Consider the following 23357-nt stretch of genomic DNA (forward strand, 5'->3'; position numbering starts at 1 on the left):
CGGTCACCGCGGTCGCAGGCTGCGGACGAGGTCGCGCGGCAGCCCGTGGGTGTCGTGGAGATAGGAGAGGTCCTCCTCGCTCAACGGGCCGCGGAACCGGGGCCGGGCGAGGACCTGTCGACCGCGCTCCAGGAGACGACCGAAGCGCCGCTCCTCGTCGAGCAGCACCTTGCGGACGGCGTCCGGGGCGACGGTCTGCCGGAAACGGTGGAGGGTGTGCCGGAACAGTTCGTCGGGCAGGTCTCCGAGACCGCGGGAGGGATCGTCGCGCCGCAGCACGGTCAGCACCCGTCGCACCAGACGGCGGAGCACGTAGCCGCGTCCGGTGTTGGCCGGAGACACCCCGTCGCCGATCACCACGATGGCCGAGCGCAGATGGTCGCAGACCAACCGCAGCGACGGTTCGTCCAGTTCCCACAAGGCGGGCACGAGACGGCGCCAGGGATCGAACACGTCGCACTCGAAGACCGATGTCCGGCCTTGCAGCACAGTGGCGAGCCGTTCGAGACCCAGTCCGGTGTCGACGTTGCGCTGGGGGAGCGGTACGAGCGAACCGTCGTCCAGGCGCCGATGGCGCATCATGACGTGGTTCCACACCTCCACCCAGCGGTCGTCACCCGTCGGCGTCGACTGCGGTGGGGTGTCGCCGGTCCACAGGAAGATCTCCGAGTCGGGGCCGCAGGGGCCGGTCGGGCCGTTGGACCACCAGTTGTCGTCGGTGGTGATTTCCACGGGCACGCCGCGCTCCTGCCACACCTCCAGGGAGGCGGTGTCCGGTCCCGTCCGGCCGTCGCCGCCGAAGGCAGTGGCGTGGAGCAGTCCCGGATCGACACCGAATCCCTGGGTGAGCAGCTCATATCCCCAGCCGAGACTCTGCCGGCCCTCGTAGTCGCCGAGTGACCAGGTACCGAGCATCTCGAAGACGGTCAGATGCGTGTTGTCGCCGACCTCGTCGAGGTCAGTCGTACGCAGACAGCGCTGCACGTTCACCAGCCGCCTGCCGAGGGGGTGCGGGCGCCCTTCGAGGTAGGGGGTGAGCGGGTGCATGCCGGAGGTCGTGAACAGCACGGGATCGACGGGCGGCGGCAACAGCGTCGAGCCGGTGATGCGGCGGTGGCCGCGCTCCTGGAAGTACTCGACGAATGTGCGGACGACGTGATCGGTGTTCATGGGGTGGCTCCTTCGCGTGTGCGGCGGGGAGGCACCGGAAACGGGCGGCACGATCATCGGAACCCGGGCGGGAACGCCATGGAACCACCGGCAAACCGTTTCCGGTCGCCGGTGGGAAGTGGAGTACGTCAGGCGGCGGCAACCGGCGAGCTGGTCGCTCGCGCGGTCGCTGTGGTGCTTCGGCCCGTGACGTTCATGCGCCCAAAGTAGCCTGCCCGGACGGCACGGTCACACGATTTACCGCAGGCGCTCCGAGTACGGCGTCCAGCGGGCCACGGATCGGGAAGGTGCAACCGACTGACGAAAACCCATATGGCAAGGGTTTCACTCGTCCGGCACTCCGCCTTTAACCACTTTGCCCACGGACAGGGTCGGCTTTGGAGGATTCATCAGAAATCCGGAATAGCTGGTCATGCATGGTAAGGTCGGCCGCGTGGGACTTTGGCTCCTGAACAACCTGAACACCGCCGGCCTCGCACTCGTCATGGTGGGAGGCGTGGTTGTTCTGTCGCTCGCCGCTTGCCTGGTGGCGCGTCGAATTTTTCCGCAGCTGACCCATGGCGTGACCAATGACGTGTCGCGCACGGTCCTCGAGCTGTTCGGAGCCATCTACGGAATCGTGCTTGCTTTCGTCATCGTGACCTTGTGGACCGAGCTCGAGCAAGTGCAGACGGTGGTGACTTCCGAGGCCACAGACCTTGCCGTGATCTCCCGCAACGCGCATTCGTTTCCGGATGAGGTACAGAAAAAACTGGACTTGGCCGTCGGTGGCTACATCCACTCCGTCGTAGAGGACGCATGGCCGCTCATGCGTGAAGGAAAGAACAGCCTCAGCGCGACCTCGGGGAAACTCGAGGCTTTGTACGGAGTATTCCAGGGCTACAATCCGAAAAGCACTTCCGAGCAGACCTTCTACAACGAGTCGGTCGAGCGACTGAACGATGTGACCGCACAACGCAGACTCCGGATTCTGGCTGCGACGCAACGATTGCCCGCTCTTCTGCAGGTCCTCACCTACGGGGGAGCGGTGGTCGTGATGCTGGTCACCTTGCTTTACGGGGTGGAGAACCTCAAGGTGCAGCTGCTTTTCGTAGGCACCATCGCCTTGCTGGTCGGCTTGAGTCTTACCCTCGTCCTCGTTCTCGACTACCCCTTCGCCGGCGAAGTGAGCGTGAGCCCGAAGCCGTTCATGGAAGGCCAGCTGCGAAAATATTGGGGCAGCTGACTTGTCTGGGTCCCACCACTTCGGACCGGCCTTTCGAGTTGTGACGGGCGCAGCAGCGAGGCACGGTGGGGGAAACCCCTGAACGGGGCAGCGAATGCGCACGGATTACCACAGATGCGGTTACTCCGGTGCGTCGGCCTTCAAGCCCTCGGAGGTGTGGCGAGGTGTCGGACAAAAACTTGGTCGAGGGAACCACCGGGCCGGAAACCTCGGCGACGTACGGACCGAGGATGCTGGCGGACGTCAAACCGCCGTTCATCCCCGAGGGCGCGTCGGGGATGACCATCCTCGTCGAATGGCCTCCGGGCGACCCCGGCACTCCGCCGCACCGCCATTCGGGCCCCTGCTTCGGCTACGTGATCGAGGGTGCCGTCCGCTTCGAACTCGAAGGAGAGCCGGAGCGCGTGGTGAAGGCTGGTGAAACGTTCTGGGAACCCGGCGGCGACGTGATCCATTACCAGGACGGCAACGCCCTGTCGGACGCGCCGACCAAGTTCGTCGTCACCATGTTGTGCGAACCGGGGCAGCCGATGCTCACCTTTGTCGACGAGGAGGAGCTGAAGCAGCGGGCACCTCGGCGCGCGCCGCGGCCCACCGCATAGTCATGGCCGGCGGACGCCCGCCGTATCACCTCCACCAACCGTTTCGCGCGGCCACGGCCGGTTCCCGGTCCGCGTTCCCCGGCGGTTTCGCTGCGCCGGCGGTCGGCGGCGTGTTCGTCAGCCAGGTGAGGAACGCGAGGATGAACAGTCCTTCGACGAGCAAGGAAAGCGGGCCGTACGGCGGCTCCCAGCCGGACTCGTAGTAGCCGTCGGGCAGACCGACGGTGCGCGACAGCAGGAAGGCGATGATCATTCCGAAGCTGACGAGGGCTCCGGTCAGCCACGCGATCATGGGGCGTTTCCAGGTCACCAGTGCCGCCGCCACGATGAGCATGACGACACTGCCCAGGGCGAAGAGAACGCCGATGTAGAACTTCTCCTCGAGGTGATCAGGGACGAGGAGGGCGTGCAGCACCACATTGCCGACGGCGCAGCACGCTCCCACACCCCTCAGAGTGACGTCGGTGGCGGAGAGGGAGTTCATGGCGACTCCAGTCGTTCATGTGTACGGAGGGGCCAGCGGGCGAAACGGGTGGCCGCGTGCGGCGGCACGGGCGCGTCTCACCGATCGCACGGAGCGCCCCTCGCCGGGCTGCCGCCCTCCGTGACGTCGCCGCGCGGTCGGCACGGCTTGGCCGGGCTGGGGGCGCGTACCGCTCTGGTCCTGTCATTGCCGAAGCCGTGCGGGTAGCCGGCGAGCATGCTGGAGGTTTTGCCTCCAATGACTCCTACGGAAACGACCTTCGTCGGGATTGTCGTCGATGTCGCGGGCTACGCGCTGACTATCGTCACCTCGGAGCCATGTGATCGTTCAGCGGGGCATGAACAACATGAAGAGGCTTGCGACGCTGCTCGCGGCATGTGCCCAGCGGCCTGGAGGGCGACGGCCGGGTGATCGAGGACGGGTTCTGCGTCACCATTTGAGCCGCCGACCCGGTGGCGCGCACGGTGGTGGACGGAAAACCGGTGCATGCTGGCTCGGTGGGTAACTCATAGTGGACGCATCTCTTCCAGCGACCAAGAATGGACGGCCGTTGTTGTGACGACCGCGTACAGCGAATCCCCCACCGAGCGGGTCCCCGGGCGGGCCTGGACCGTCCGGCTCACCGGACACCGTGACCACTCCGCCACGGTCACGTGCAGCAAGGAGGGTTGCCGGATGCCGCCCCGCTCCCGCGACCTCGCGGCCTTGCGCGCCTTCGCGGCCGGGCATGCGGCCGCCCACGCCAAGGCGGCCACCGTACGCCCCCATGCCTTCTGCTACTGCGGCGCCCAGCAGTGCTCCGCCCACCCGGAGACGGTCCAGTGCGCCGGCGCCGTGGTGCTGATCCTGCGCCACGATCCGACGGTGGGCCAGGTATGGAGCGTCGAGGAGGTCTGCGAGGCCTGCGCCTCGCGGATCCCGCACATCACCGTCGTAGCCCGCGCAGCGCGTCAACGCCGCGTGGCCGAGCGGCCCGTCGCGCAGGTGCCGGCTGCCGCCCGGGCGAGCGTTCCCGGCGGGTTCTCCTCGCCCGCGGCGGTCCCGGACGAGGGCGCACCCATGCCCACCCGACGCCCGCAGCGACGTCGACGCGCGGGCGGACCGCGTTGAACACCCGGGCCGTGCGTACGTGCGGGAGTGCTGACGTGCGCGCCGGGACGGCGGAAGGGCAGGCGTCCGTACCGGAGACGGCGTGGACGCCCTGAAGATCGAGGCCGTCCGGACCGAGAGGCTGAGCCTCGTACCGCTGGCCGTCGAGCACGCGGACGAGATGGCCGGCGTACTCGCCGACCCGGCTCTGCACGCCTTCACGGGCGGCACCCCGTACTCCGCGCAGGCTCTGCGGTCACGGTACGCACGCCTGGTGGCGGGCTCTCCCGATGCCTCCCAGACGTGGTGGAACTGGGTGATCCGGCTCCGGGCGGAGAAGAGTCTCGTCGGGACGGTGCAAGCAACGGTCACCGGGAGCGAGTTCGCACGCGCCGCCGAGATCGCCTGGGTCATCGGGACTCGGTGGCAGGGCCGCGGGATTGCCAGCGAGGCGGCACGAGCTCTGGTTGCCTGGCTGCGAGAACAGGACGCAGGGGCGGTCCGTGCCCATATCCACCCGGATCACCACGCCTCCGCGGCCGTCGCCGGTGCTGCCGGTCTGACGCCCACCAGTCACTGGCATGAGGGCGAGATCAGGTGGGAACTCCCGGGCGGGTGAAGCGGAGGGAGGCCGTCTGGCGGGCGCGGGGGCGGGCGTGCTTAGAGTGGGGGTGGGTGCTTCGGCCAGCAGGCACCGCAGTGCTTCCGCTCGTGCGCGGACGCAGCCGCGTGCTGGCGTACGGGTGTTTCCAGGTTGGGAGGCCCGTCAGTGACCGAACATTCGCATGCGCCCGCCCCGCCGGCTGCCGCAGAGACCGAGCTGCGGGACGACGCGGGACAGGACGTCGATGAGCGCAATCGCCGGTTGGCCCACGCCGGTGTCGCCCGTGCCGAGAAGCTGCTCGTGAGGCACTTCCGGCTGTCCTCGAAGCGGGAGGCGTTCGATCTGCTCCGCAGTTCGTCCCAGAAGTTCAACATCAAGCTGCACACTCTGGCCGACGTCGCCGTGCAGCTCCCTGCTCCGAAGCCGGACGCTCCCAAATGGGTGCCGAGCACCGGGGGCAGCGCCGCACCACCGGTGCCCGCCCTGCGAGCGGTCGGAGCCAGGTTCGACAACCCGGGCGCCGTCCTCACCGCTGCCCTGCGCAGGACGCTGAGCGTGACCGGCGCCCGCATGGGCAATGTGCAGCTGGTGGAGAACGGGATGCTGCGCATGGAGAAGCACGTCGGAGTGAACCGGCGCTTCAGCGACTACTTCGCCTTCGTCGGAGCATCGACGACCTCGTGCGCTCAGGCGGCGCTCGACCGCCGGCAGGTGACCGTCAAGGACGTCGCCGCCTCGGACAGCTTCGACGACGGTTCCCGGCAGGTGATCCTCCAGACGGGTAGCCGCGCCTGTCACAGTGTTCCCCTGCTCCGGCCGGACGGCACAGTGATCGGGATGATCTCCTCCCATCACGAGCAGCCCTTGCACGACCTCGCACCCGCCCAACTGACGATGCTGCAGGAACTCGGCAGTCAGGTCGGCAGGTGGCTGCTGTGGTACCGCAACACCGCAGTCGTGACCGCCCTCAACCATCTGCACGCCAGCGCGACCAGCCGGGCCTGACGGGGGAGGAACCCGGACCGTCGGCGGCCTCCGACAACCTTTCGGTGATCGCTTTCGGATCCGAACTCGCGGCACCCTGCGTGGGCTTGGCCAGGCGTGTGGAAGAGTCGGGCGCCGTCGCCCACACCGGCCGTACGAGGTCGAGCCGTGGGCCCATGAGGAACAGGAGGCGTTCCATGTCCACCGAGATTACGCTGCGTCCGGTGAGGGCCGACGACCTCGACTTGTTCGAGCGTGAGTTCAGCGGGCCCGAGGGGACCGGCCCCTATCAGTGGTTCGGCTTCGGTTCACCGGCCGCCCTGCGACGGGAGTTCGCCGACACCGGCCTGCTCAGGCCCGACGGCGGCGTGCTCTGCGTGGCGGAGGCGGGCCGGACGGTGGGGCGGGTGGAGTGGTTCGCCAGTACCTGGGGGCGGCCGGCGACCTCCACCTGCTGGACCCTGGCGATCGGCCTGGTGCCTGCCGCGCACGGCCGCGGCATAGGCACGCACGCTCAGCGGCTGCTTGCCGAGTACCTCTTCGACCACACCAGGGCGGAACGGCTCCAAGCCTGGACGGACTGCGCCAACCTCGCCGAGCAACGCGCGTTGGAGAAGGCGGGGTTCGTCAAGGAGGGCGTGCTGCGCTCCGCGCAGTGGCGCGCCGGGCAGTGGCACGATCAGGTGATCTACTCCATGCTCCGTGCGGAGCGGTCCGGCGGTGCGTCCGCGTAGCTCGACAGGGGCCGCTCGGCTCCCAGCGGCTGACCGAGGGCACGTGGGGCGCCCGCCCTGCTGGTCGTAAAACGGGTCCCAGGTGGTCACCGGCGGCCGACGCAGGCAGGATCGGTCGACGCCGGTCAACTGGACGGTGTGGCTGGGGACCACATGCCGAGCCACTGCTCGGCGCCCCACGCCTCGAACCGCTCGACTTCCCGGAACCTCAGCTTCGCCGCGAGGCGCATCGAGCCGACGTTGGCGGTCTGGGTGGTGAGTACCACCGGCTCGCCGGGAAGGACGCCGTCGAACCAGGCGAGTGCTGCCGCGCATGCCTCGGCGGCGTACCCGAACCCCCAGGCTCGGGGGAGGAACATGTAGCCGAGATCGGCCTTCCCCACGGCAGCCGGGCGACGGTGCCGGGTAGCTCTCCTGAGCAGGATCTGGCCGATCATCGCCCCGTCGAGTTCCACGACGAAACTCCCGGGCCATCGCTCGGGCACCTCAGGCGTCTCGCGTTCAAGCTCGTCACGCCTTCGGGGGCCGCCGAGGTAGGCGTTCACCTCCGGCGAAGAAAGCAGCTCGATGAACACCGCACGGTCCCGACCCTCGGGCTCACGGAGCACGAGCCGCCCGGTCCTGATCGGCGCAGGCGGCCACGCCACGAGTCCCAGGTCCTCCATGCGCGCACGTTAGCAGGCGTAACGATCGAAGAGGGCCCTCACATATCCCTCAAGCCGCTGGGTGAGCAGGGCCGGAGTCAGATCGGCACGGCCCACTTCGCGCCAAGGGACGGCGACCTTCTGGGCGTCCGGAGCGAAGGCCAAGGCGTCCAGCAGCCGCCAGTAGAGATGGTCGACGGGGTCGTCAGCCAGCGCCCCGCCCGCTGCAACGTAACGGTCGGCGAACCGCATGCCCGTGGAAACCCCGTGGAGGAGAGCCAGGGCGGTCGAGCAGTGGGCCACGTCCAGGTCGGCCGGCCCCCAGGAGGTCTCCACCCAGTCGACGACGCCGCTGATCCGCAAGCCGTCACCGTCCCCTGTGAAGAGGACATTTCCGGGGTGGAAGTCCCGGTGCAGGAAGCAGCCCCGGTATTGCGGTGGCTCGCGGCGGAGCACGTCCACGGCCCGCTGCCACAGCCCGCGCTGCTCGGTGTCTTCAGGCGGCCGCACACGCTCAGGAGAGGTCCACGCCTGATAGTCACGGGGCCTCGCCTCGGCGGTCACTGGTAGCCGGTGGATGCGCAGCAACTGCCGGGCAAGCAACTCCGCACGCCAGTCCGCGTCTTCACCGCCCAGGCGAAGGGTCCCCGGCAACCGGGACATCAGCAGCGAGGGGTGATCGCAGTACTCGGCTGTCGCGTCCACGGCCACCAGCCTGGCCGCGGGGAGGTCCGTGTCGTGGAGCAGGCGCAGCACGGCTGCCTCGCGGGTCAGCAGGCCCTCGGCGTGGCGGACGAAGAAGGGTCTGACGAACGACCGGAGGACCAGCGAGCGTCGACCGCTCGGCCCACGGACGTCCATCCCGCCTATCTCCGACGTCCAGCCGCCGCGCAACTGTGCGACCGCCGCGATGTGTTCGCCCTCGACGAGCTGCTTCTCCGCCCATGCGCGGGTCGCATCCCAGCGCTTGTCCGCGAGATCGGTTCCGATGTGCTCAGCGTCCTCGCCCGTGACCATGGAGGCAGGCTATCGACGTCTTGACCGGCCGCCGGCTGCGGTGCGGACCCTTTCCGCTGACGGACAGCCCTCATGGGCAGTTCGGCTACGGCGTTTTGCGTCGAGCCCGCCGCGGGTACAGCCGTGATTCCCCTGGCGAAGAGGTGTGCGCAGTGGTGGCAGAACTCGCGTCTCAACCGTCGAAGCGAATCCAGCGGTATCCGTGTGCGAGCAGGGGTGTCAAAGTGGCGCCGTGCAGTGCTGAGAAGGTGACGACGGCCTCCTTCTCGTCGCCGCTGATCGCCGCGAGCAGTCCAGGGGCGACAGAGAACCGCTCACCGGTGTAGGTCGGCAGGAACGGGCTCAGGGGAACGGGACGCAGCACGCTCCGCAAAGGGGCGATGCACGGGGACGGCATGCAATAGGTCCGTGCTTGGTAGGGGGCGATGTTCATGGCCTCGTAGAGGGTGAACTGCAGGAGGAAGCGACTGAGCGGTTCCTCTTCAGGGCTCGTCTCCGGGTCATCCATGGACGGATCTTCGGTGAGCCATACGCGGGGATCGTTCTCGCTCGGCGTCCTGGTCTTCGGCGGCCAAGCGATGGACCAGTCCCGGATTCCCTCGGCATCTACGGCGAAGACCAGCCGGTCGCCGAACGGGCCCGAGGTCCGTTGAGGCTGTTGCAGCACCGGGTTGTGGAACCCGAGGACGGCAGGGCGAAGGCGGGCCAGGCTGTAGAAGGCCGTCAACGCCCCCGGGAGATTGTCCGGTTGCTCCCCCTCGCCGATCGACCCTGCAGCCCCGGCGGGAAACCAGCCGAGCACGAAAGCCTCCAGGGCGCGGATCGGATCTGATTCCACGAGGCCGACCCAGTCCACCCCCGGTACCGGCCCGGGTTCCGGTACGGGCCGTACCGCGTCCAACACCTCGCGGGTCAGAGGCTTGTCCAGTTCCAGACGGGCATGGTGGAGATGGTCTGGTGTCGACGACCCTCCCCGGCAGAGTGCGGTGCCCAGAGGAAGGCAGTCCCCGTCCAGGCGGGCGAAGACGTGAAGGGGCCAGGGAGCCCGGAAGTCGAGCCGTGGGCGCAGTGCCGTAACGGCATCCCCGTGCAGAAGCACGTTGGTGGCGTCCTGAACGCCGCTGACCCCTGGGTTGTCCCCGGACTCGACTATGACGACGGTCGCATCCCCCGCCCCGATCACGGCCGGACCCATTTCGTACCGGTGGAGCCCGACACCGGCGACGGCCAGAGCCGCCGCCTCAGTGATCAAGGGTGGGAGCTTCTGTGGCATCGAATTACCCTATCTCGTAACCCGATTGGGGGCTCATTGCCCCGTTAATCGGTGGGACCCCTGGCCGACGACGGGTGTGCCACGATGCCGATTCCGTCTCTTCGCACAGGTTGCGCTCCGGTGAAGCCACGTGCAGTCAGGTCGTGAGGCTGCGAGTCAGGGGCGTTCGGCCAGTTCGTCGTTCTCGTCGTAGAGTTCAAGGCTGTGCTGCCAGCCGCTTCTTGCAAGGAGCATGGCCAGGTCATCGATCCGATGAGGGTCGATCACACCATTGATCAGTGTCGTCCCGTCGTCGGTCTGGTCGATTTCGATGCGGCACCAAAGGGTTTCGGCCTCGTAGGAGTACCAGGAAGCCGACCGAGTCTTCCAGCCGAGTGACTCCAGGCGAGAGGCCACCAGCGCAGGGCCGATGCCCCCTTTGATGATGCCGCAGAGATTGTTGGCCATGTCGGCCAGGCGGGTATCGCGCGGTTGGTCGATGGAATCGCTGGTAGGTGTATCCACCTGCGTAAGTATCAGCTATGTCGAGTCAGTGGCTGGGTGAGGATGTGGGTCCGGCAGAGTTCGAATGAGGCTCAACGGAAGACTCCACGGTCGGCCCTTCATTCTGCATCCGCGCCGACCTGCCGCAGCGGAACCGTCACCCGCTCCGAAGTGCCGCAGGCTCCGCCCGGTGAACGGGACTGCGCAGGAAGCCTCCGACGCCGTGAGCACCCCAACCACGGCAAGATCATTCCACCGGCTGCTCCAGGCAGGTGCCTCTGGGCGCTGGGGTTCCTCGGCCCACGCAGCCGGCGCAGGCACGGCCTCGCTCAGTTCCACGGCCCAGGCATCGTCGGGCAAGGCGTAGTGGAACTGGATGGCGTAATGACGCCCCGCATGCTCTCGCAGTTCGGCAGGCATGACGGCGGCTGCCACAGGCGCGAAGTCCGAGTTGCGTGGCCCCACGGGCTTTTGTGGGGCAGCTCTTAGGCTACTTCCGTGCACACAGTGGAACTGCTGGCCGACACCTCGACCGAGGAGCGGGTACGCCACATCTGGCAGCGGCTCGCCGACGCGGGTCTGCCGAGTCTGTCTGCTCACCCGCACCCGACGAACCGGCCGCACGTGACGCTCGCGACATCGCCCGAGCTGCCTTGGGGCGTACGGCGTGAACTGTGCGCGGCTCTCACGGCGCTTCCCCTTCCGCTGAGCCTGCGGGGCGTCATCCGCTTCTCCGGGCGAGTGAAGGTCCTGGCCTGGCGCGTGGTGCCGGACGCCGCGCTGGCGGCCCTGCAGCGGCAGGTGTGGGAGGTGCTGGCCGGGTATGGCACAGGAGAGGGGAACCCGCTGCACGAGCCGGGCAACTGGGTCCCGCACATCAGCCTGGCGCGGGCCAGGTCCGGTGCGGTGCCCTGGCCGGATGAACTGCTCCCCGCGGAACTGTCACAGCAGTGGGACGGAACCTTCGAAGGAGCCCGCAGCTACGACTCGACGGCGCGGACCGTCCAGCACCTCACCTGACCGAGGGATGGCGGCGACCGCCTCGCACGAGAGGACCAGAGTCCGAGGGGGCATTTCCAGGGTGCGTCCGCCCGGTCAGGCGAATTCCGTCAGAGTGCCGGGGCTCCGGAGTGCCCGCCGAGAGGCACGGGCAACCATGCGCACGTCCGGACCAGCATGGGCAACGCCGTGGATGACGCCCGTCCCGGGGCCGGCAGGAGAGGGCCGGCGTGAGAGGGGCGGCTGTCGGACGACGCGGACCGGAAGCCTGGCCGCCGGATAATGGTTGCCCGGCACACGGAACGCCTTCCAGGCGTTGGACGTCTTCAGGTGCGCAGGCGCGCGCTGACCTCGCGCGCCGATTCGTACACGAGGGGAACCTGAAACTCCATGAAGAGCAAGCTGACCGCCGTGGCCCTTGCGACCGTCGTCGTCGCCGGCACCGCCGCTGCCGCCGTACCGGCCTCGGCCGCCACCGCCAAGGCCGCGCCGACCCGCTGCCACACCGCAGACCTGAAGGCCGGCTTCGCGACGGGGGAGGACGCGAAGCCGGAGATGGACCAGACCAAGAAGCAGACCCAGGCGTTCATCTGGTTCACCAACCAGAGCAAGCGCACCTGCACCCTGTCCGGCTTCGCCGGTGTCGACATGATCGGCGCTCAGAAGACCGACAGCACCTGGTCGCTGGTGCGCTCGGCCAAGAAGCCCCAGAAGATCGTCCTGGAGCACGGGGACACGGTCGACTTCAGCATCAACCTGCTCCCGGTGGCCAAGTCCACGCCGCAGAAGCAGAAGTTCGTGCCGGCGAAGTTCCTGGTCACCCCGCCGAACGAGACGAAGCACTTCACGCTGAAGTGGCCGTTCGGCGGCCAGATCCTCAAGCAGGACGGCGCCACCCACCCGGGCACCTACGTCAACCCGGTCGGCCTGTAACCGACGGGCCAGGTCCCCGCTCCACCAGTGGCGCTGCCGGCCACCGCCCACCCTCCGGGTGGTGCGGTGGCCACTTGGCCCCGCGGCGAGTCGGCTTGTGCCCAGGCCGACCGGCCCAAACGCCCGAGATGCAGACCCTGTGCCGGCCGGGTTCAGGAGCGGGTGGCGGTCTCGCAGTCCTTGCCCGAGGCCGTCGTGCCGGCGGCCGTCCCCATCGGCTTGCTGCGGTCGTACGGATCAATAGTGCGGGTCTCGTCGGTGGGCTGCTCGACGGCCGTGCCGAAGGGCGGCACGAAGTACCCGGACGGGGCGGAGCAGCCGCCGTTGGTCATGTGGAGTGCGTACAGGACGAGCGACATCGTGCCCGGTTCAGTGATGACCTTGGCCGGGTCGTCCCAGCTCATCACTATCTTGCGCCGCACGATCGTGCGGACGACCTCTGGGTCCCGCCCGCCGTGGCCCGCCGGAGTGACCGGGTACACGAAGGTGACGTCGGCGGTCACCACGAGCGCCCCGCGTTTCCCCTCCCGGTACGTGAGCCGACCGCGCGTCTTGACCACGTCACCGACCAGTCGGGTCCGCTCAGGTCGGAAGCGGCTGAACAACAGCAGCGGGTCGGTCTTGGCAGTGGGTGCCGCCGACGACAGGGCGGCACAGAGATACGCCTTGACGTCCTCCTGGTGCGGGTTCAGCAGCGCGATGGCCTTCGTGGGCCGTTCGCCGCGCAGCACGCGGGAGTCGAGCCCCGCTGCCGCGAGGAAGTCCCGGCTTCTTCGCAGCGCCCGCTCGACCTGGGCGGTGTCCATCCAGCCGGTGGCCTTGGCCGGCGGCACCGTGATCCCTGCCGCGCCGTCGGCCCAGTGGGCGGCAGGCGAACCGCGGAAGGGTTCGGTGAGCGTCGGGCGCAGATCCGGCTCGGCGCCGGGTGCCGTGCGCGGGCTTGCCGTCTCGGCGGCCAACGGCGCCTCGTCCCGGCCGCTGTCGCCACCGCCGAACCAGCCGACGACCCGCTCCGGGAAGAGCCCCACGACCAGGGGGACCACGGCCGCCACCAGCCCGGTCACGTACCAGCCTGTCCTGCGTCGAGGTCTGGCCGGTGGGTACGTACGCCAGCGAGGGCTCAATTCGTCCGACTATTTGCTGAGTTGACCGTCCACTCGTTCGATCGAGAGCCGCCCGCGTGATCGCATGAGCCGGCCGCCGACTTACCAGGGCGGTGACCGAAGCCTCAGGTCACCCAGTGCCGTGCCCCGAGAACCCTCCCCGAGGTGGGTTCTGCCGGGTGTCTACGGCGACGGATGCCGCGTAGGTCAACTCGAGACCGTGACATGCCTGTTCAGGTCTCTCGTCTAGGGTCGCCCGCATGGCTGAGCCCTCCTTTCTGGCTGCCGTGCGCGAGTCGTACGACACCGTCGCCGCCGACTACGTCGAACGCGTACCGCCTCCCGCCGAGTTGGACCCGCTGTCGCGCGGGATGCTGGCCGGGTTCGCCGAGCTCGTGCGGACGGCCGGTCTGGGGCCGGTCGCGGACCTGGGGTGTGGCCCCGGCCGTCTGACGGCCCACCTGGCCGGGCTGGGAGTGTCCGCCTTCGGCGTCGATCTGTCGCCGAAGATGATCGGACTGGCCCGGCTCGCCTACCCGGAACTACGTTTCTCCGAGGGCTCGATGACCGCGTTGGAGACGAGGGGTGGCGAACTCGGCGGCATCCTGGCCTGGTACTCCACCCACCACACACCCCCGCAGTGGCTGCCGACGGTGTTCGCCGAGTTCCACCGCACGCTCGCACCGGGCGGCTACCTGCTCTGGGGAGACTATGTCGGCGATGAGCGGCTGCAGCCGACGCAGGGTTACGGCCGTCCGGTGTCCTACGAGTCGTACCTCCTGCCCTCGGACCGCATGGCCGGTCTGCTGGAGCAGGCCGGACTCGTCGTCACCGCGAGGCTGGAGCAGGAGCCCGGCGGCCGGGTGAAGAGACCGCACGTCTGCCTGCTGGCCCGCAAGCCCGAAAGGGCCTGACCGGCCTGCGCCTTCGGCACGCCGGCCCTGTCCCGGTGAACTGATGGTTTCCGTCGGCCGAAGCGGAGGCCGCACTCGTCCTGGTCACGCGCCTTCTGACAGCGACCTTCCGTGTTCCGGACGCGCTGACTGTTCTCTCCCGAGTCCGGTTGGGGCGTCACCCGCGAGGTCGGGGTGGCGTCGTGACGGGGCTGGTCGACGCCCAATAGTCGTTGAGAACTACGGAGTTGTGGAGGCGTGCGCTCTTGGTGGTGAGGCGGACGAGGGCGCGACTGGGACCGGCGGGCAGGGCGGAGATGAGCCGGGCGCCCTGGACCAGCCCCCGAACGCCGAGTTGTGAGGTGGGGATCAGGGTCCTGGCCGCGCTCAGCGCGACCTCGCGACTGCCGCGCACGTACCCTGCCATCGCGTGCTCGTACGCGGGGAAGGCAAGCTCGTGGTCGCCGTCCGCCCGTGCCAGCTCCCCGGCGAGGACGTACGCACCGACGACGGCCAGGCTGGTGCTACCACCGACGGCCGCGCCAGGGCAGTAGCCCGCGTCACCGACGAGCGTCACCCTCCCCTTCGACCAAGTGTCCATGCGGAGCTGGGTGATGGAGGCGAAGTAGAAACCAGGAGCCTGGTCGAGTTCGTCCAGCCAGCGGTCCACCTGGGAGTGCATGCCCGCGAACGCCTCGCGCAACAACCCCTTCTGACGCGGCACGTCCCGGCGACGGTAGGCGAGTTGACGCTCGCCGCGGAACAGGAACAACGCCCGCGCGTCGCCGAGGTGCCGCGCGCCGTACATGCCCGCGGTTCGGCCGATGCCGACGTGCAGGAGGAGCTCGCCGTCGAGCGCGAAGAGGTTCGGCAGTGTCAGCACTCCGAAGTAGGCCCCGGTGAAGCTGCGGTGGCGGGACTCCCCGTCGAAGGCGAGACGGCGCACGTTGGAGTGCAGCCCGTCCGCGCCGATGACGAGGTCGAAGTGACGCGGTCCGGCGTGCGCGAAGCGCACGTCGCCGTCGGGGGAGAGCGAGGTGATCGAGTCGCCGAACAGGTACTCGACGTCGTCGCGTGCGGCGTCGTAGTAGATCTCGCTGAGGTCGTCGCGCATGATCTCCACGTGTCGGTCGGAGGCGGCACCGAAGATCTTGGAGAGGTCCGCCCGGACGGGACGCCGTGAGCCCTCCCGGTGGACGGTCATACGGCTGGTGGTGACGGCCCGCTCCTCGATCTGCGGGAGTACGCCCATCTTCTGCGAGATGTCCACCGCGGGCCGGAACAGGTCGACCGCGTGACCACCGGTCCTGCGCAGGGCGGGTGCGTGCTCGACGACCGTGACGGCGAAGCCGTGCCTGCTGAGCCAGTAGGCCACCACGGGACCGGCGACACTGGCGCCGGAGACCAGAACGCGCAGGGCAGCGCTCCTCTTCATCGCTCCACCGGCACAGCGTGCTTCGCGGTGAAGGCCAGCAGCGGGACGGCCGTTCGCGGCGGATCCTCGAGCAGGGGCGAGTGTCCGAGGCCGGGCAGCAGTTCGACCTCGGCGCCCGCGACGGCGCGGTACTCGCCGGCGGAGGACGACCGCCATCTGCGGTCGTCCGCACCGAAGATCACCAAGAGCGGTTTGCCCAGGACCGCCAGCCGGTCCGGCAGCGGGCGCTGTTCGAGGTAGGAGCGGGTGGCCTGCATCGTCGCGAGGAACGTGTGGTGGGTCATGGATCGGACGTCGTCCAGGAGCTCTTCCGGTACCTGATAGCCCGGTCGGCTGAAGCCGGTGCTCGCCAGCTCCCTGAGCTGTTCGTCGGTCGGCGGCCACTGCAAGATGCCGGTCGCGGCGGAGTCCGGTGCGAGGTAGGCGGCCAGGCTGGGGCCGGTGTTGACGAGGGCGAGCGCGGTGACCAGCTCGGACCGCTGTTCGGCGAGAGCGGTGGCGACCGTGCCACCGCTGGAGTGGGCGACGACGACCGCGCGCTCGATGCCGAGGCGGTCGAGTACCGCGGCGGCGCGTCGCGCCTGGTCGGGGATCGCGTAGCTGCCGTCGGCGGGTTTGGCCGACCGGCCGTGCCCGAGCAGGTCGATGCGGATCACGTGGTGGGATCCGCTCAACAGCCGAACCATCGGGGCCCACGAGCGCCCCGAGGACGCCGAACCGTGAATGAGCAGGAGCGCGGGGGCGTCACGGGGACCGTCCTGGCACACATGGATGTCGCCGTCCTCCAGCGACAGGGACGAGGCCGACACCGGCGAGGCCTCGGCGACGCCGGCATCGTCGCTCGCGTACGAACCGTCAGAAACATTCATGCGCCCACTGTCTCCGGTGGTGCGCGCTGCTGGATTGGACGAATGTTCCCCTCAGCTGGCTCCCCTACGGTAACTTCTCCCCCTCAATGTATGAGGGGGCTTCTCGCTATGCCGGTGTGGCTTCGCGACGGGCCAGCCCGGCCCGTAGAACGTTCAGGGCGCCCACGGTGTCCGCGTGCGCGGTGTGGCCGCATACCTGACAGTGGAACTTGTCCTGGGTGGGCCGGTTCTCCTTGGCGGTGTGCCCGCATGCGGGGCACCGCCGGGAGGTGTTGCGGGGGTCCACGGCCATCACTTCCCGTCCGGCCCATGCTGCCTTGGCGGTGAGGATCTGCAGGAACACCCCCCATCCGGCATCCAAAATCGATCGGTTCAGCCCGGCCTTCGCGGCCGCCCCCGTTGGGCAGGAATCTGCCTGGCTGTCCGGGGTCCGGCTTCGGGTCGGGGGCCTTGCTCATGTTGCGGATCCTGAGGTCTTCGTGCGCGATGAAGTAATGCTCACGCACGAGGCCGAGCGCAGTCTTGTGGGCGTGGTCCAGGCGCCGGCGGCGGACCTTGCGGTGCAGCCGGGCCACGGTCTCCACGGCCTTGCGGCGCCGCTTCGATCCGCGCTTGCACCGGGCGAGGGCCTGCTGTGCGGCTTCGAGTCTCGCGGCGGTTTTCTCCCCGTGGCGAGGATTGGACACGAACTCGCCGTCGGAGGTGGCGAGGAAGTTCGCCACACCCATGTCGATGCCGACTACCGCACCGGTCTCGGGCAGCGGGTCGGGCCGAGCTTGTTCGGCAGTCAGCACGACGTACCAGCGCCTGCCCTCGCGCTTGACCGAGATCGTCTTGACCTTCCCCACCACGGGCCGGTGCTGGTGCACCTTGACGTGACCGACACCTTGCAGGCGCACGCGGGTGACGGGGTCGTGCGGGGTCGCTTTCCACCGGCAGCCGTCCCCGTCCCTCGGGAAGTCCACGGTGTCGAACCGCTTGCTCGAGCGGAACCGGGGATAACCCGGCAATTCACCGGACTTCACGCGGCGGAAGAACGCGGCGAAAGCCTTGTCCAGACGGCGCTAGGTGGCCTGCTGGGAGGAGAAGGACCAGCGGCCCTGACGCTCCGGATCGAAAGCCCGGATGTCCTTCAGCTGAGCGGACTGCTGCCCATAGCGGACCGTCGTCCTCGAGCCGTGCCGGTAGGCGGCGCGCCGTTCCTGCAACGCCCCGTTGTATAAAGAGCAGTGATCGCGCAACATGTCAGCGAGCGCACCCTGCTGACCCCCGGTGGGCCGCATCAGAAACTTGTACGCACGGATCATCCAGCCCACCCCCTCTGCTCCTGCGCAATCAACATAGAGCAGGCCACTGACAACCAAGCGTAGATGGGATCATGCGGACCTTCGTGCACGGTGCGGCTGTGTGGGGTGTCGAGAGCCCGCGACGGCCCAGCCGGGTGGACGGTGTCACCATGGCCGGATTCCACGTCCGTGACCTCCAAGCACTCCGGATCGTCCCGCACCCGGCCGTGACGCTGCTGCTGGATTTCGGTGCCGGCTCGCCCGTCATCGACGGTGCCGGCGGGCGGCAGCAGCTGGGAAGCGTGGTCGCCGGGCCGGGGCTCGGGTCCGCGGGCGCAGTCCTTGCGCGGGGGGAGAACGTCGAGTGTGTGCAGGTGCGGCTGTCCCCGCTGGTCGCAGGCGCGATGCTGGGCACGTCCCCGGCCGAACTCGACGGTGTGGTCGTGTCGCTGGACGACCTGTGGGGCAGGGCTGCTTCCCGGATCCGCGAGCGACTCGGGGAGGTCTCCGCGTGGCAGGATCGCTTCGCGTTGACGGACGCGCTGCTCGCTCGCCGGCAGGCGGCCGGGCCGCCGGTGGACCCGGAGGTTACCTGGGCCTGGCACCGGATCGTCGCCGGCCACGGCCTGGCGCGGGTCGACGAACTCGCGGCCGAGGTCGGCTGGAGTCGTAAGCGGTTGTGGTCCCGGTTCCGGTCACAGATCGGGCTGCCGCCCAAGCGCGCAGCGAAGCTGGTCCGCTTCGACCATGCCGCCCACCGCCTGGTCGCTGGTGAAGGCGCGGCCCGCGTCGCGGCCGACGCCGGCTACGCCGACCAGTCCCATCTGCACCGGGACGTCGTGGAGTTCACCGGGGCGACTCCCGCAGCCGTGGCACGGGAGCCGTTTCTCGCCGTCGACGACATCGCGTGGCCCGAAGTCCGACCAGCCCCTGTTCGGTGACCGGGCGGAGCGATCCGGGCTGGCCACGGCCGGTGGGATACGGCTCAGCCAGCGGCCCCCGGCTGGCTGCCGGGGTTCCATCAGGATGCTTCCGCGACCCGATTGAAGAGCCGGCCGGCGAGGTCGACACCGGTGATCGCGCCTTCGGCGTCGCGGGAGAAGTAGCCGCGCTGCCCTGCGAGGCCGCCCTCGGTGACGATGTACTCGTCGCCGTCGCCGTCGCCGTCGCCGTCGCCGTCGCCGGGGAGGAAGCCGATCTCCGCGGCCGGGTAGTCCGGGGGCATCTCCTCGTCCGACGCCGCACGGATCTCCGGCTTGATGCCGACCGCCAGGGTGAGCCGGGTACCGTCGCGGGCGATGTCGAGGTTCATGGCGTCGATCTCGTAGCGGCCGGCGACCTGCCGGGCCCGCCCCTCGTCGTGCGCGACCGGCTCCACCGTCTTCTCGATGACGCCGAGGTAGTGCTCCAGGGCCCATCGAACGACGGACTGGTTGAAGGGGTAGCCGTCCGGGCCGGCGTTGGCGAGGCAGACCACCGCGAAGTCGCGCTCGGGCACGATCAGCAGCTCGGCGAACTGGCCGTTTCCCGAGCCGCCGTGGCCGATCCCGTGCAGGCCGTCCAGGTCGTGCAGGAACCAGCAGATCCCGAAGCCCTCGCCCAGCGTGCTGGCGCGCAGCCGTACCGTCTGCTCCCGCATGCGATGCAGTTGCGCGGCCGGCAGCACGTCTTCACCGTCGCCGAGTTGGAACCGTGCCCAGCGCAGAAGGTCGCTCACCGAGGAGGCGAGGCCGCCGCCCGGGTTGTCTCCGCGCGCGCCCTCCTTGAAAGCCGCCCAGGGCCGGGCGGGGCGCAATTTACCGTCCTCCCCGCGGTTGTGGCCCACGGCGAACTTGCGGACCATCACCTCGGAAAGGCCGTACACGGTGTCCGCTAGGCCGACCGGTTCCAGGACGAGGGAGGCCATGGCCTGCTCGAAGGGCAGGCCCGTGACCTTCTCGATGATCCGGCCCGCCAGGTTGTAACCGGCCTGGCTGTAGGAGGCGCGGGCTCCGGGCGGTGCGATCAGGCGAAGTTGGGACAGCTTCGCCACGAGGCCGGCAAGGGAGCGGTCGCCCTCGCCGTCGTCGATCAGGTTCCACTCCAGGCCGGCGGTGTGGTTGAGCAGGTTCAGCACGGTGATCCGTGCCGCGGACTCCTCGTCGGCGAGCTTCAGCTCGGGCACGTACGTCCGTACCGGGTCGTGGAGGTCCACCTTTCCCTCGGCGACCAGGCGCATCAGCGCGGTCGCCGTGAAGGTCTTGGACACCGAAGCCAGCGGAAACAGCGTGTGCTCGTCGACCGGCAGTGGGGTGTGGACGCTGGTCACGCCGTGCGAGGCGTAGATCTCCCGACCGTCGACGAGGACGCCGACGGCGACACCGGGGACACCGAGTGATGTGGCCTGCGCCCCGACGAACTCCGACAACTTCTCCTGTGACATGGCTCCCCCTCCGGACACTTGAACTAAGTACGAGAAGCAGCGTAGGCACGACTTGAACAAAGTGCAAGGCGCTCTGAACAGGCTCCCTGAACTAAGTGCAAGTAAGATGGGGTCATGCCCCGCGAAACCCTGACCGCAGACCGGATCGTCCGTGCGGCCATCGAGCTGCTCGACGACGAGGGATTGGACGGCCTCAACATGCGGAGCCTGGCCAAACGGCTCGGCTCGGCCGCCACGGCCGTCTACTGGCACATCAAGACCAAGGACGATCTGGTCCGGCTCGCCGGCGACGTGATCTGGGGCGAGGTCGAGCTGCCCGATGTCGATGGCACCGACTGGCGCGCCGCCGCCACCGCCCATGCCCGGGGCATGCATGCGATGCTCACCCGGCATCCCTGGCTCGTGCAGGCGTTCGGCAGCCACCTCCTGTACGGCCCGGGCCAGGCGCGCTACAACGACCTCGGTCTGGCCATCTACGAAGAGGCGGGCTTCGCCGCGGACGACGCGGACCGGGCGGCCGCCGCCGTGTTCACCTTCGTGCTCGGCAATGCGCTCGGGCCCGCCGCGCAGGTCTCACTCAACCGCCGGCTGAGCAAAGACGGCGCGGACGCCGGGCAGTTGACGGCCGACGCCATGACACGCGCCGCCGAGATCGCCAAACAATTTCCGCGTCTGCGGGAACGCCTCGACACTACGGCCGCCACCGAGTACGTCGCAGCGCCCGACCCTACCTTCGAGTTCGGCCTCCAGTCGCTCCTCGACGGCTTCGAGACCCGCCTCACCGGCGAAGGTGCCGCTCGGCAACAGTGACCCGCCCACGCCACCGGGGGGCCACCGCCGGGACACCTGATCGCGGCGGCGACTTGGGTAACTGGAGGACCCTCGCGTCCCCTTCTGCTTCCGCGCGCTGTCCGACCATTGCGGCCATCACCGTGGGCGCACTCGCGTTCCCGGCCGCGGCCACACGGCTGCCCGGTCACCGGTACCAAGGCACCTGTTCACCCACTCGGCCTCGTCACGCCTGGCTTCCGAGAAGGCTCACACCCTGGGGGAGTGCGGTTCGCAATTCCCTCACCAGGGCCCGGACGACCGAGGACCCGGCCAGTTCGGAGGTGGTGACATAGCCGACCCGGCGGCTGGGGCGATGGAGACCGAGATCGGTGATCCCGACCGAGCCCTGCGCTCCGACCAAGGACAGCGCCGGCATGATCGCCATTCCGTGTCCGCCGCTCACCAGGGAGAGCACCGCTCCGTCGTCCTCGGCCTCGACGGTCGCCCGCGGGATCCAGTCCTGCGCCGCCCACCAGTCGCGCGTGTACGATCCGCAGTTCTCGGCCCAGTCGACCAGCGGCAGCGAGCGTGGAGCGGGGTGACCCGTCGGGTGCACGAGGGAGTACGGCTCTTCGAGGAGTTCCCTCGCGACCAGGCCCGGCGGAAGCGGTGCGGAGCCGCCCAGTGTGGCGATGGCTACGTCGGCCTTGCCGTCGGCCACTTCGCCCGCGGTGCCACGCCCCACCTCGCGGACGATCCGCACGTGCGGCTCGATGCCGGGGTGCCGGGCGCGCAGTCGCGCGAGGACGGGCGGCAGCAGGTGGAGGGCAGCGCTTCGGAAGGCCGCGATCCGTAGCGGCCCCTCCGCGGCGTCGAGCCGGGCGGCGCCGCGTGCCTCAGCGGTCAGGACGTCCAGCAGGCGCAGAATGCGGCGGGCGTGCGCCACGGCCCTGTCGCCTGCCGGGGTGGGGCGGGCGCCGCCGCGGCCCCGGTCGAACAGCACGGCACCGATCTTCCGCTCGCTGCCGCGCACCGCGTGCGACACCGCGGACTGAGTCAGACCGAGCGCCTCGGCCGCGGCGGAGAACCCGCCGGCGTCCGCGACCGCCACCAGGACGCGCAGCTCCTGCGGCGCGAGATCGGAGTCGTTCGTGCGGCCCACGGGGCGCTCACCTCAAGGTATGAGAACTGTTCATGGAACGGGCTGTCACATGAGCCGAACCCCCTGATGAGGCCGCCCATTCCCGCCGTACGGTCCGGGCATGAACGAGACCGCGCTCACCGTGCAGCAGACCGCCCGCCCCCACGGTTTCCCCTCCGCCGACCACTTCGCCTTCGTCGAGTCCCCGCTTCCCGAGCCCGCGGCCGGCAGCGCGCTCGTGGAGAACCTCTACTGGTCCGTCGACCCGTACCACCGGGAGATGATGGACGACGTGCCCGGTGGATTCGCCCTCGACGCACCGCTGGAGGGCCGCACCATCGGGCGTGTCATCGCCTCGCGCACGCCTCGGCTGGCCGAGGGGGAGATCGTGTTCCACCGGCAGGGCTGGCGCACTCACGCGGTGGTCGGGCCCGAGGAGATCCGACGGTTGCCCCGCTTCGACGGGGTGCCCCTCACCGCGTACTTGAGCGTCCTCGGGGGCACCGGCCTGACCGCCTACGTGGGCCTCACCCGGGTCGCCCGGCTCCAGGGAGGCGAGGACCTGTTCGTGTCGGGCGCGGCGGGCGGCGTCGGCACGGCGACCGGCCGGTTCGCCGGGCTGCTCGGCGCCGGACGGCTCGTGGGCAGCACGGGCTCGGCGGCTAAGGCCGGCCACCTCACCCGGGAGGTGGGCTATGACGCCGTCTTCGACTACCACGAGGGGCCCGCCGCCGACCTGCTCGGCAAGGCCGCGCCCGACGGCATCGACGCGTTCGTCGACAACGTCGGTGGTGACCAGCTGGCCGCGGCGGTGGGAGCGCTGCGCGAGTTCGGCCGCATCGTCCGGGTCGGCACGATCAGCCAGTACAACACTCCCGGCGCCCCGTCTCCGCGCATCGACCACGCGGCCGTCGTGGAGAAGAGCATCCGCATGGAGGGCTTCCTGGTCAGCAACTACCGTGCTCTTCAAGAGGAGTTGTACGACTTCGCGGTGCCGCATCTGCAGAGTGGCCGGCTCGCTCTCGACGAGACGGTCGTCGACGGGTTCGAGCGCATCGTGGACGCGTTCCTGGGAATGCTCCGCGGCGACAACACCGGCAAGATCATCGTGCGTGACCACACGCAGGCCCACCTGTGAGCCGACATGGAGGACATGCCACTGTGCGCTTCGGGGTTCCTCCGACGCCCGTACCTCT

General features: G+C 69.2%; 22 protein-coding genes and 2 pseudogenes. 12 read left to right on the plus strand and 12 right to left on the minus strand.

All coding sequences use genetic code 11. The features are described 5' to 3' along the window. Nucleotides 1–3: 3 nt before the first annotated feature. On the minus strand, nt 4–1170 hold the full coding sequence (locus N8I86_RS36780; protein ID WP_263279877.1) for an alanine--tRNA ligase-related protein: 1167 nt from the start codon (nt 1168–1170) through the stop codon (nt 4–6). 433 nt (nt 1171–1603) lie between these two features. On the opposite strand from N8I86_RS36780, the gene N8I86_RS36785 reads away from it, so the two are divergent. Together N8I86_RS36785 and N8I86_RS36790 are read left to right on the plus strand one after the other, a co-directional pair. Further along, the gene (locus tag N8I86_RS36785; RefSeq protein WP_073899095.1) at nt 1604–2395 is read left to right on the plus strand and encodes a bestrophin-like domain; all 792 of its coding nucleotides are present in this window, start codon (nt 1604–1606) and stop codon (nt 2393–2395) included. Nucleotides 2396–2625: 230 nt separating this feature from the next. After that, nucleotides 2626–2997: a cupin domain-containing protein gene (locus tag N8I86_RS36790; RefSeq protein ID WP_079192672.1), complete on the plus strand. Its 372-nt coding sequence runs from the start codon at nt 2626–2628 to the stop codon at nt 2995–2997. 25 nt (nt 2998–3022) lie between these two features. On the opposite strand, the gene N8I86_RS36795 is transcribed toward N8I86_RS36790, so the two are convergent. Next, on the minus strand, nt 3023–3481 hold the full coding sequence (locus tag N8I86_RS36795; RefSeq protein WP_263279878.1) for a hypothetical protein: 459 nt from the start codon (nt 3479–3481) through the stop codon (nt 3023–3025). 675 nt (nt 3482–4156) lie between these two features. On the opposite strand from N8I86_RS36795, the gene N8I86_RS36800 reads away from it, so the two are divergent. The 4 genes from N8I86_RS36800 (at nt 4157) to N8I86_RS36815 (ending at nt 6892) form a co-directional block, all read left to right on the plus strand. Beyond that, nucleotides 4157–4591, plus strand: a complete 435-nt coding sequence (locus N8I86_RS36800) for a hypothetical protein (RefSeq protein WP_123441418.1) — start codon at nt 4157–4159, stop codon at nt 4589–4591. 82 nt (nt 4592–4673) lie between these two features. After that, complete coding sequence (locus N8I86_RS36805; RefSeq protein ID WP_263279879.1) at nt 4674–5189, plus strand: GNAT family N-acetyltransferase; 516 nt, start codon at nt 4674–4676, stop codon at nt 5187–5189. A 150-nt stretch (nt 5190–5339) separates the two neighbouring features. Further along, complete coding sequence (locus N8I86_RS36810) at nt 5340–6179, plus strand: GAF and ANTAR domain-containing protein (RefSeq protein WP_241841267.1); 840 nt, start codon at nt 5340–5342, stop codon at nt 6177–6179. Between the two features lie 176 nt (nt 6180–6355). Next, entirely contained in the window at nt 6356–6892 is a 537-nt protein-coding gene (locus N8I86_RS36815; RefSeq protein ID WP_263279880.1) for a GNAT family N-acetyltransferase, read from the plus strand. A 125-nt stretch (nt 6893–7017) separates the two neighbouring features. On the opposite strand, the gene N8I86_RS36820 is transcribed toward N8I86_RS36815, so the two are convergent. The 4 genes from N8I86_RS36820 to N8I86_RS36835 form a co-directional block, all read right to left on the minus strand. Beyond that, complete coding sequence (locus N8I86_RS36820; protein WP_263279881.1) at nt 7018–7557, minus strand: GNAT family N-acetyltransferase; 540 nt, start codon at nt 7555–7557, stop codon at nt 7018–7020. A 9-nt stretch (nt 7558–7566) separates the two neighbouring features. Next, complete coding sequence (locus tag N8I86_RS36825) at nt 7567–8553, minus strand: phosphotransferase family protein (protein WP_263279882.1); 987 nt, start codon at nt 8551–8553, stop codon at nt 7567–7569. Nucleotides 8554–8725: 172 nt separating this feature from the next. Beyond that, nucleotides 8726–9826, minus strand: a complete 1101-nt coding sequence (locus N8I86_RS36830) for a hypothetical protein (RefSeq protein WP_263279883.1) — start codon at nt 9824–9826, stop codon at nt 8726–8728. A 156-nt stretch (nt 9827–9982) separates the two neighbouring features. After that, nucleotides 9983–10330, minus strand: coding sequence for a hypothetical protein (locus N8I86_RS36835; RefSeq protein WP_263279884.1), 348 nt, complete (start codon nt 10328–10330; stop codon nt 9983–9985). 477 nt (nt 10331–10807) lie between these two features. Between N8I86_RS36835 and N8I86_RS36840 the strand changes: the two genes are divergently transcribed. Further along, a complete protein-coding gene (locus N8I86_RS36840) occupies nt 10808–11329 on the plus strand; it encodes a 2'-5' RNA ligase family protein (RefSeq protein WP_073898443.1) in 522 nt (173 codons plus the stop codon). 369 nt (nt 11330–11698) lie between these two features. Then, on the plus strand, nt 11699–12241 hold the full coding sequence (locus N8I86_RS36845) for a DUF4232 domain-containing protein (RefSeq protein WP_263279885.1): 543 nt from the start codon (nt 11699–11701) through the stop codon (nt 12239–12241). A gap of 152 nt (nt 12242–12393) precedes the next feature. Here the strand turns inward: N8I86_RS36845 and N8I86_RS36850 are convergent. Then, nucleotides 12394–13353: pseudogene (locus N8I86_RS36850) on the minus strand (hypothetical protein); the annotation flags it as partial. 251 nt (nt 13354–13604) lie between these two features. On the opposite strand from N8I86_RS36850, the gene N8I86_RS36855 reads away from it, so the two are divergent. Beyond that, on the plus strand, nt 13605–14258 hold the full coding sequence (locus N8I86_RS36855; RefSeq protein WP_263279886.1) for a class I SAM-dependent methyltransferase: 654 nt from the start codon (nt 13605–13607) through the stop codon (nt 14256–14258). A gap of 157 nt (nt 14259–14415) precedes the next feature. Here N8I86_RS36855 and N8I86_RS36860 read toward each other — a convergent pair whose 3' ends face one another. The 3 genes and pseudogenes from N8I86_RS36860 to N8I86_RS36870 all read right to left on the minus strand — a co-directional run bounded on the left by N8I86_RS36860 (nt 14416) and on the right by N8I86_RS36870 (nt 17848). Further along, nucleotides 14416–15672 carry an FAD-dependent monooxygenase gene (locus N8I86_RS36860; protein WP_263279887.1) on the minus strand — a complete coding sequence of 419 codons (1257 nt, stop codon included), beginning with the start codon at nt 15670–15672 and terminating at the stop codon, nt 14416–14418. Beyond that, nucleotides 15669–16541 carry an alpha/beta fold hydrolase gene (locus N8I86_RS36865; protein WP_404830859.1) on the minus strand — a complete coding sequence of 291 codons (873 nt, stop codon included), beginning with the start codon at nt 16539–16541 and terminating at the stop codon, nt 15669–15671. Before N8I86_RS36865 ends, N8I86_RS36860 begins: the two co-directional genes overlap by 4 nt. Before the next feature lie 106 nt (nt 16542–16647). Further along, nucleotides 16648–17848, minus strand: a pseudogene (locus N8I86_RS36870) (RNA-guided endonuclease InsQ/TnpB family protein). 71 nt (nt 17849–17919) lie between these two features. Here N8I86_RS36870 and N8I86_RS36875 point away from each other — a divergent pair. After that, the gene (locus tag N8I86_RS36875; protein ID WP_263279888.1) at nt 17920–18768 is read left to right on the plus strand and encodes an AraC family transcriptional regulator; all 849 of its coding nucleotides are present in this window, start codon (nt 17920–17922) and stop codon (nt 18766–18768) included. A gap of 80 nt (nt 18769–18848) precedes the next feature. Here the strand turns inward: N8I86_RS36875 and N8I86_RS36880 are convergent, their stop codons facing one another. After that, complete coding sequence (locus N8I86_RS36880) at nt 18849–20249, minus strand: serine hydrolase domain-containing protein (RefSeq protein WP_263279889.1); 1401 nt, start codon at nt 20247–20249, stop codon at nt 18849–18851. 114 nt (nt 20250–20363) lie between these two features. Here N8I86_RS36880 and N8I86_RS36885 point away from each other — a divergent pair, with 114 nt between their 5' ends. Further along, the gene (locus N8I86_RS36885) at nt 20364–21059 is read left to right on the plus strand and encodes a TetR/AcrR family transcriptional regulator (protein WP_263279890.1); all 696 of its coding nucleotides are present in this window, start codon (nt 20364–20366) and stop codon (nt 21057–21059) included. A gap of 205 nt (nt 21060–21264) precedes the next feature. Here the strand turns inward: N8I86_RS36885 and N8I86_RS36890 are convergent, their stop codons facing one another. Beyond that, the gene (locus N8I86_RS36890; protein WP_263279891.1) at nt 21265–22182 is read right to left on the minus strand and encodes a LysR family transcriptional regulator; all 918 of its coding nucleotides are present in this window, start codon (nt 22180–22182) and stop codon (nt 21265–21267) included. A 100-nt stretch (nt 22183–22282) separates the two neighbouring features. On the opposite strand from N8I86_RS36890, the gene N8I86_RS36895 reads away from it, so the two are divergent. Then, nucleotides 22283–23299, plus strand: coding sequence for an NADP-dependent oxidoreductase (locus N8I86_RS36895; protein ID WP_263279892.1), 1017 nt, complete (start codon nt 22283–22285; stop codon nt 23297–23299). Nucleotides 23300–23357 lie beyond the last annotated feature (58 nt).

It is taken from the genome of Streptomyces albidicamelliae (genome assembly GCF_025642175.1).
GTDB lineage: Bacteria > Actinomycetota > Actinomycetes > Streptomycetales > Streptomycetaceae > Streptomyces > Streptomyces albidocamelliae.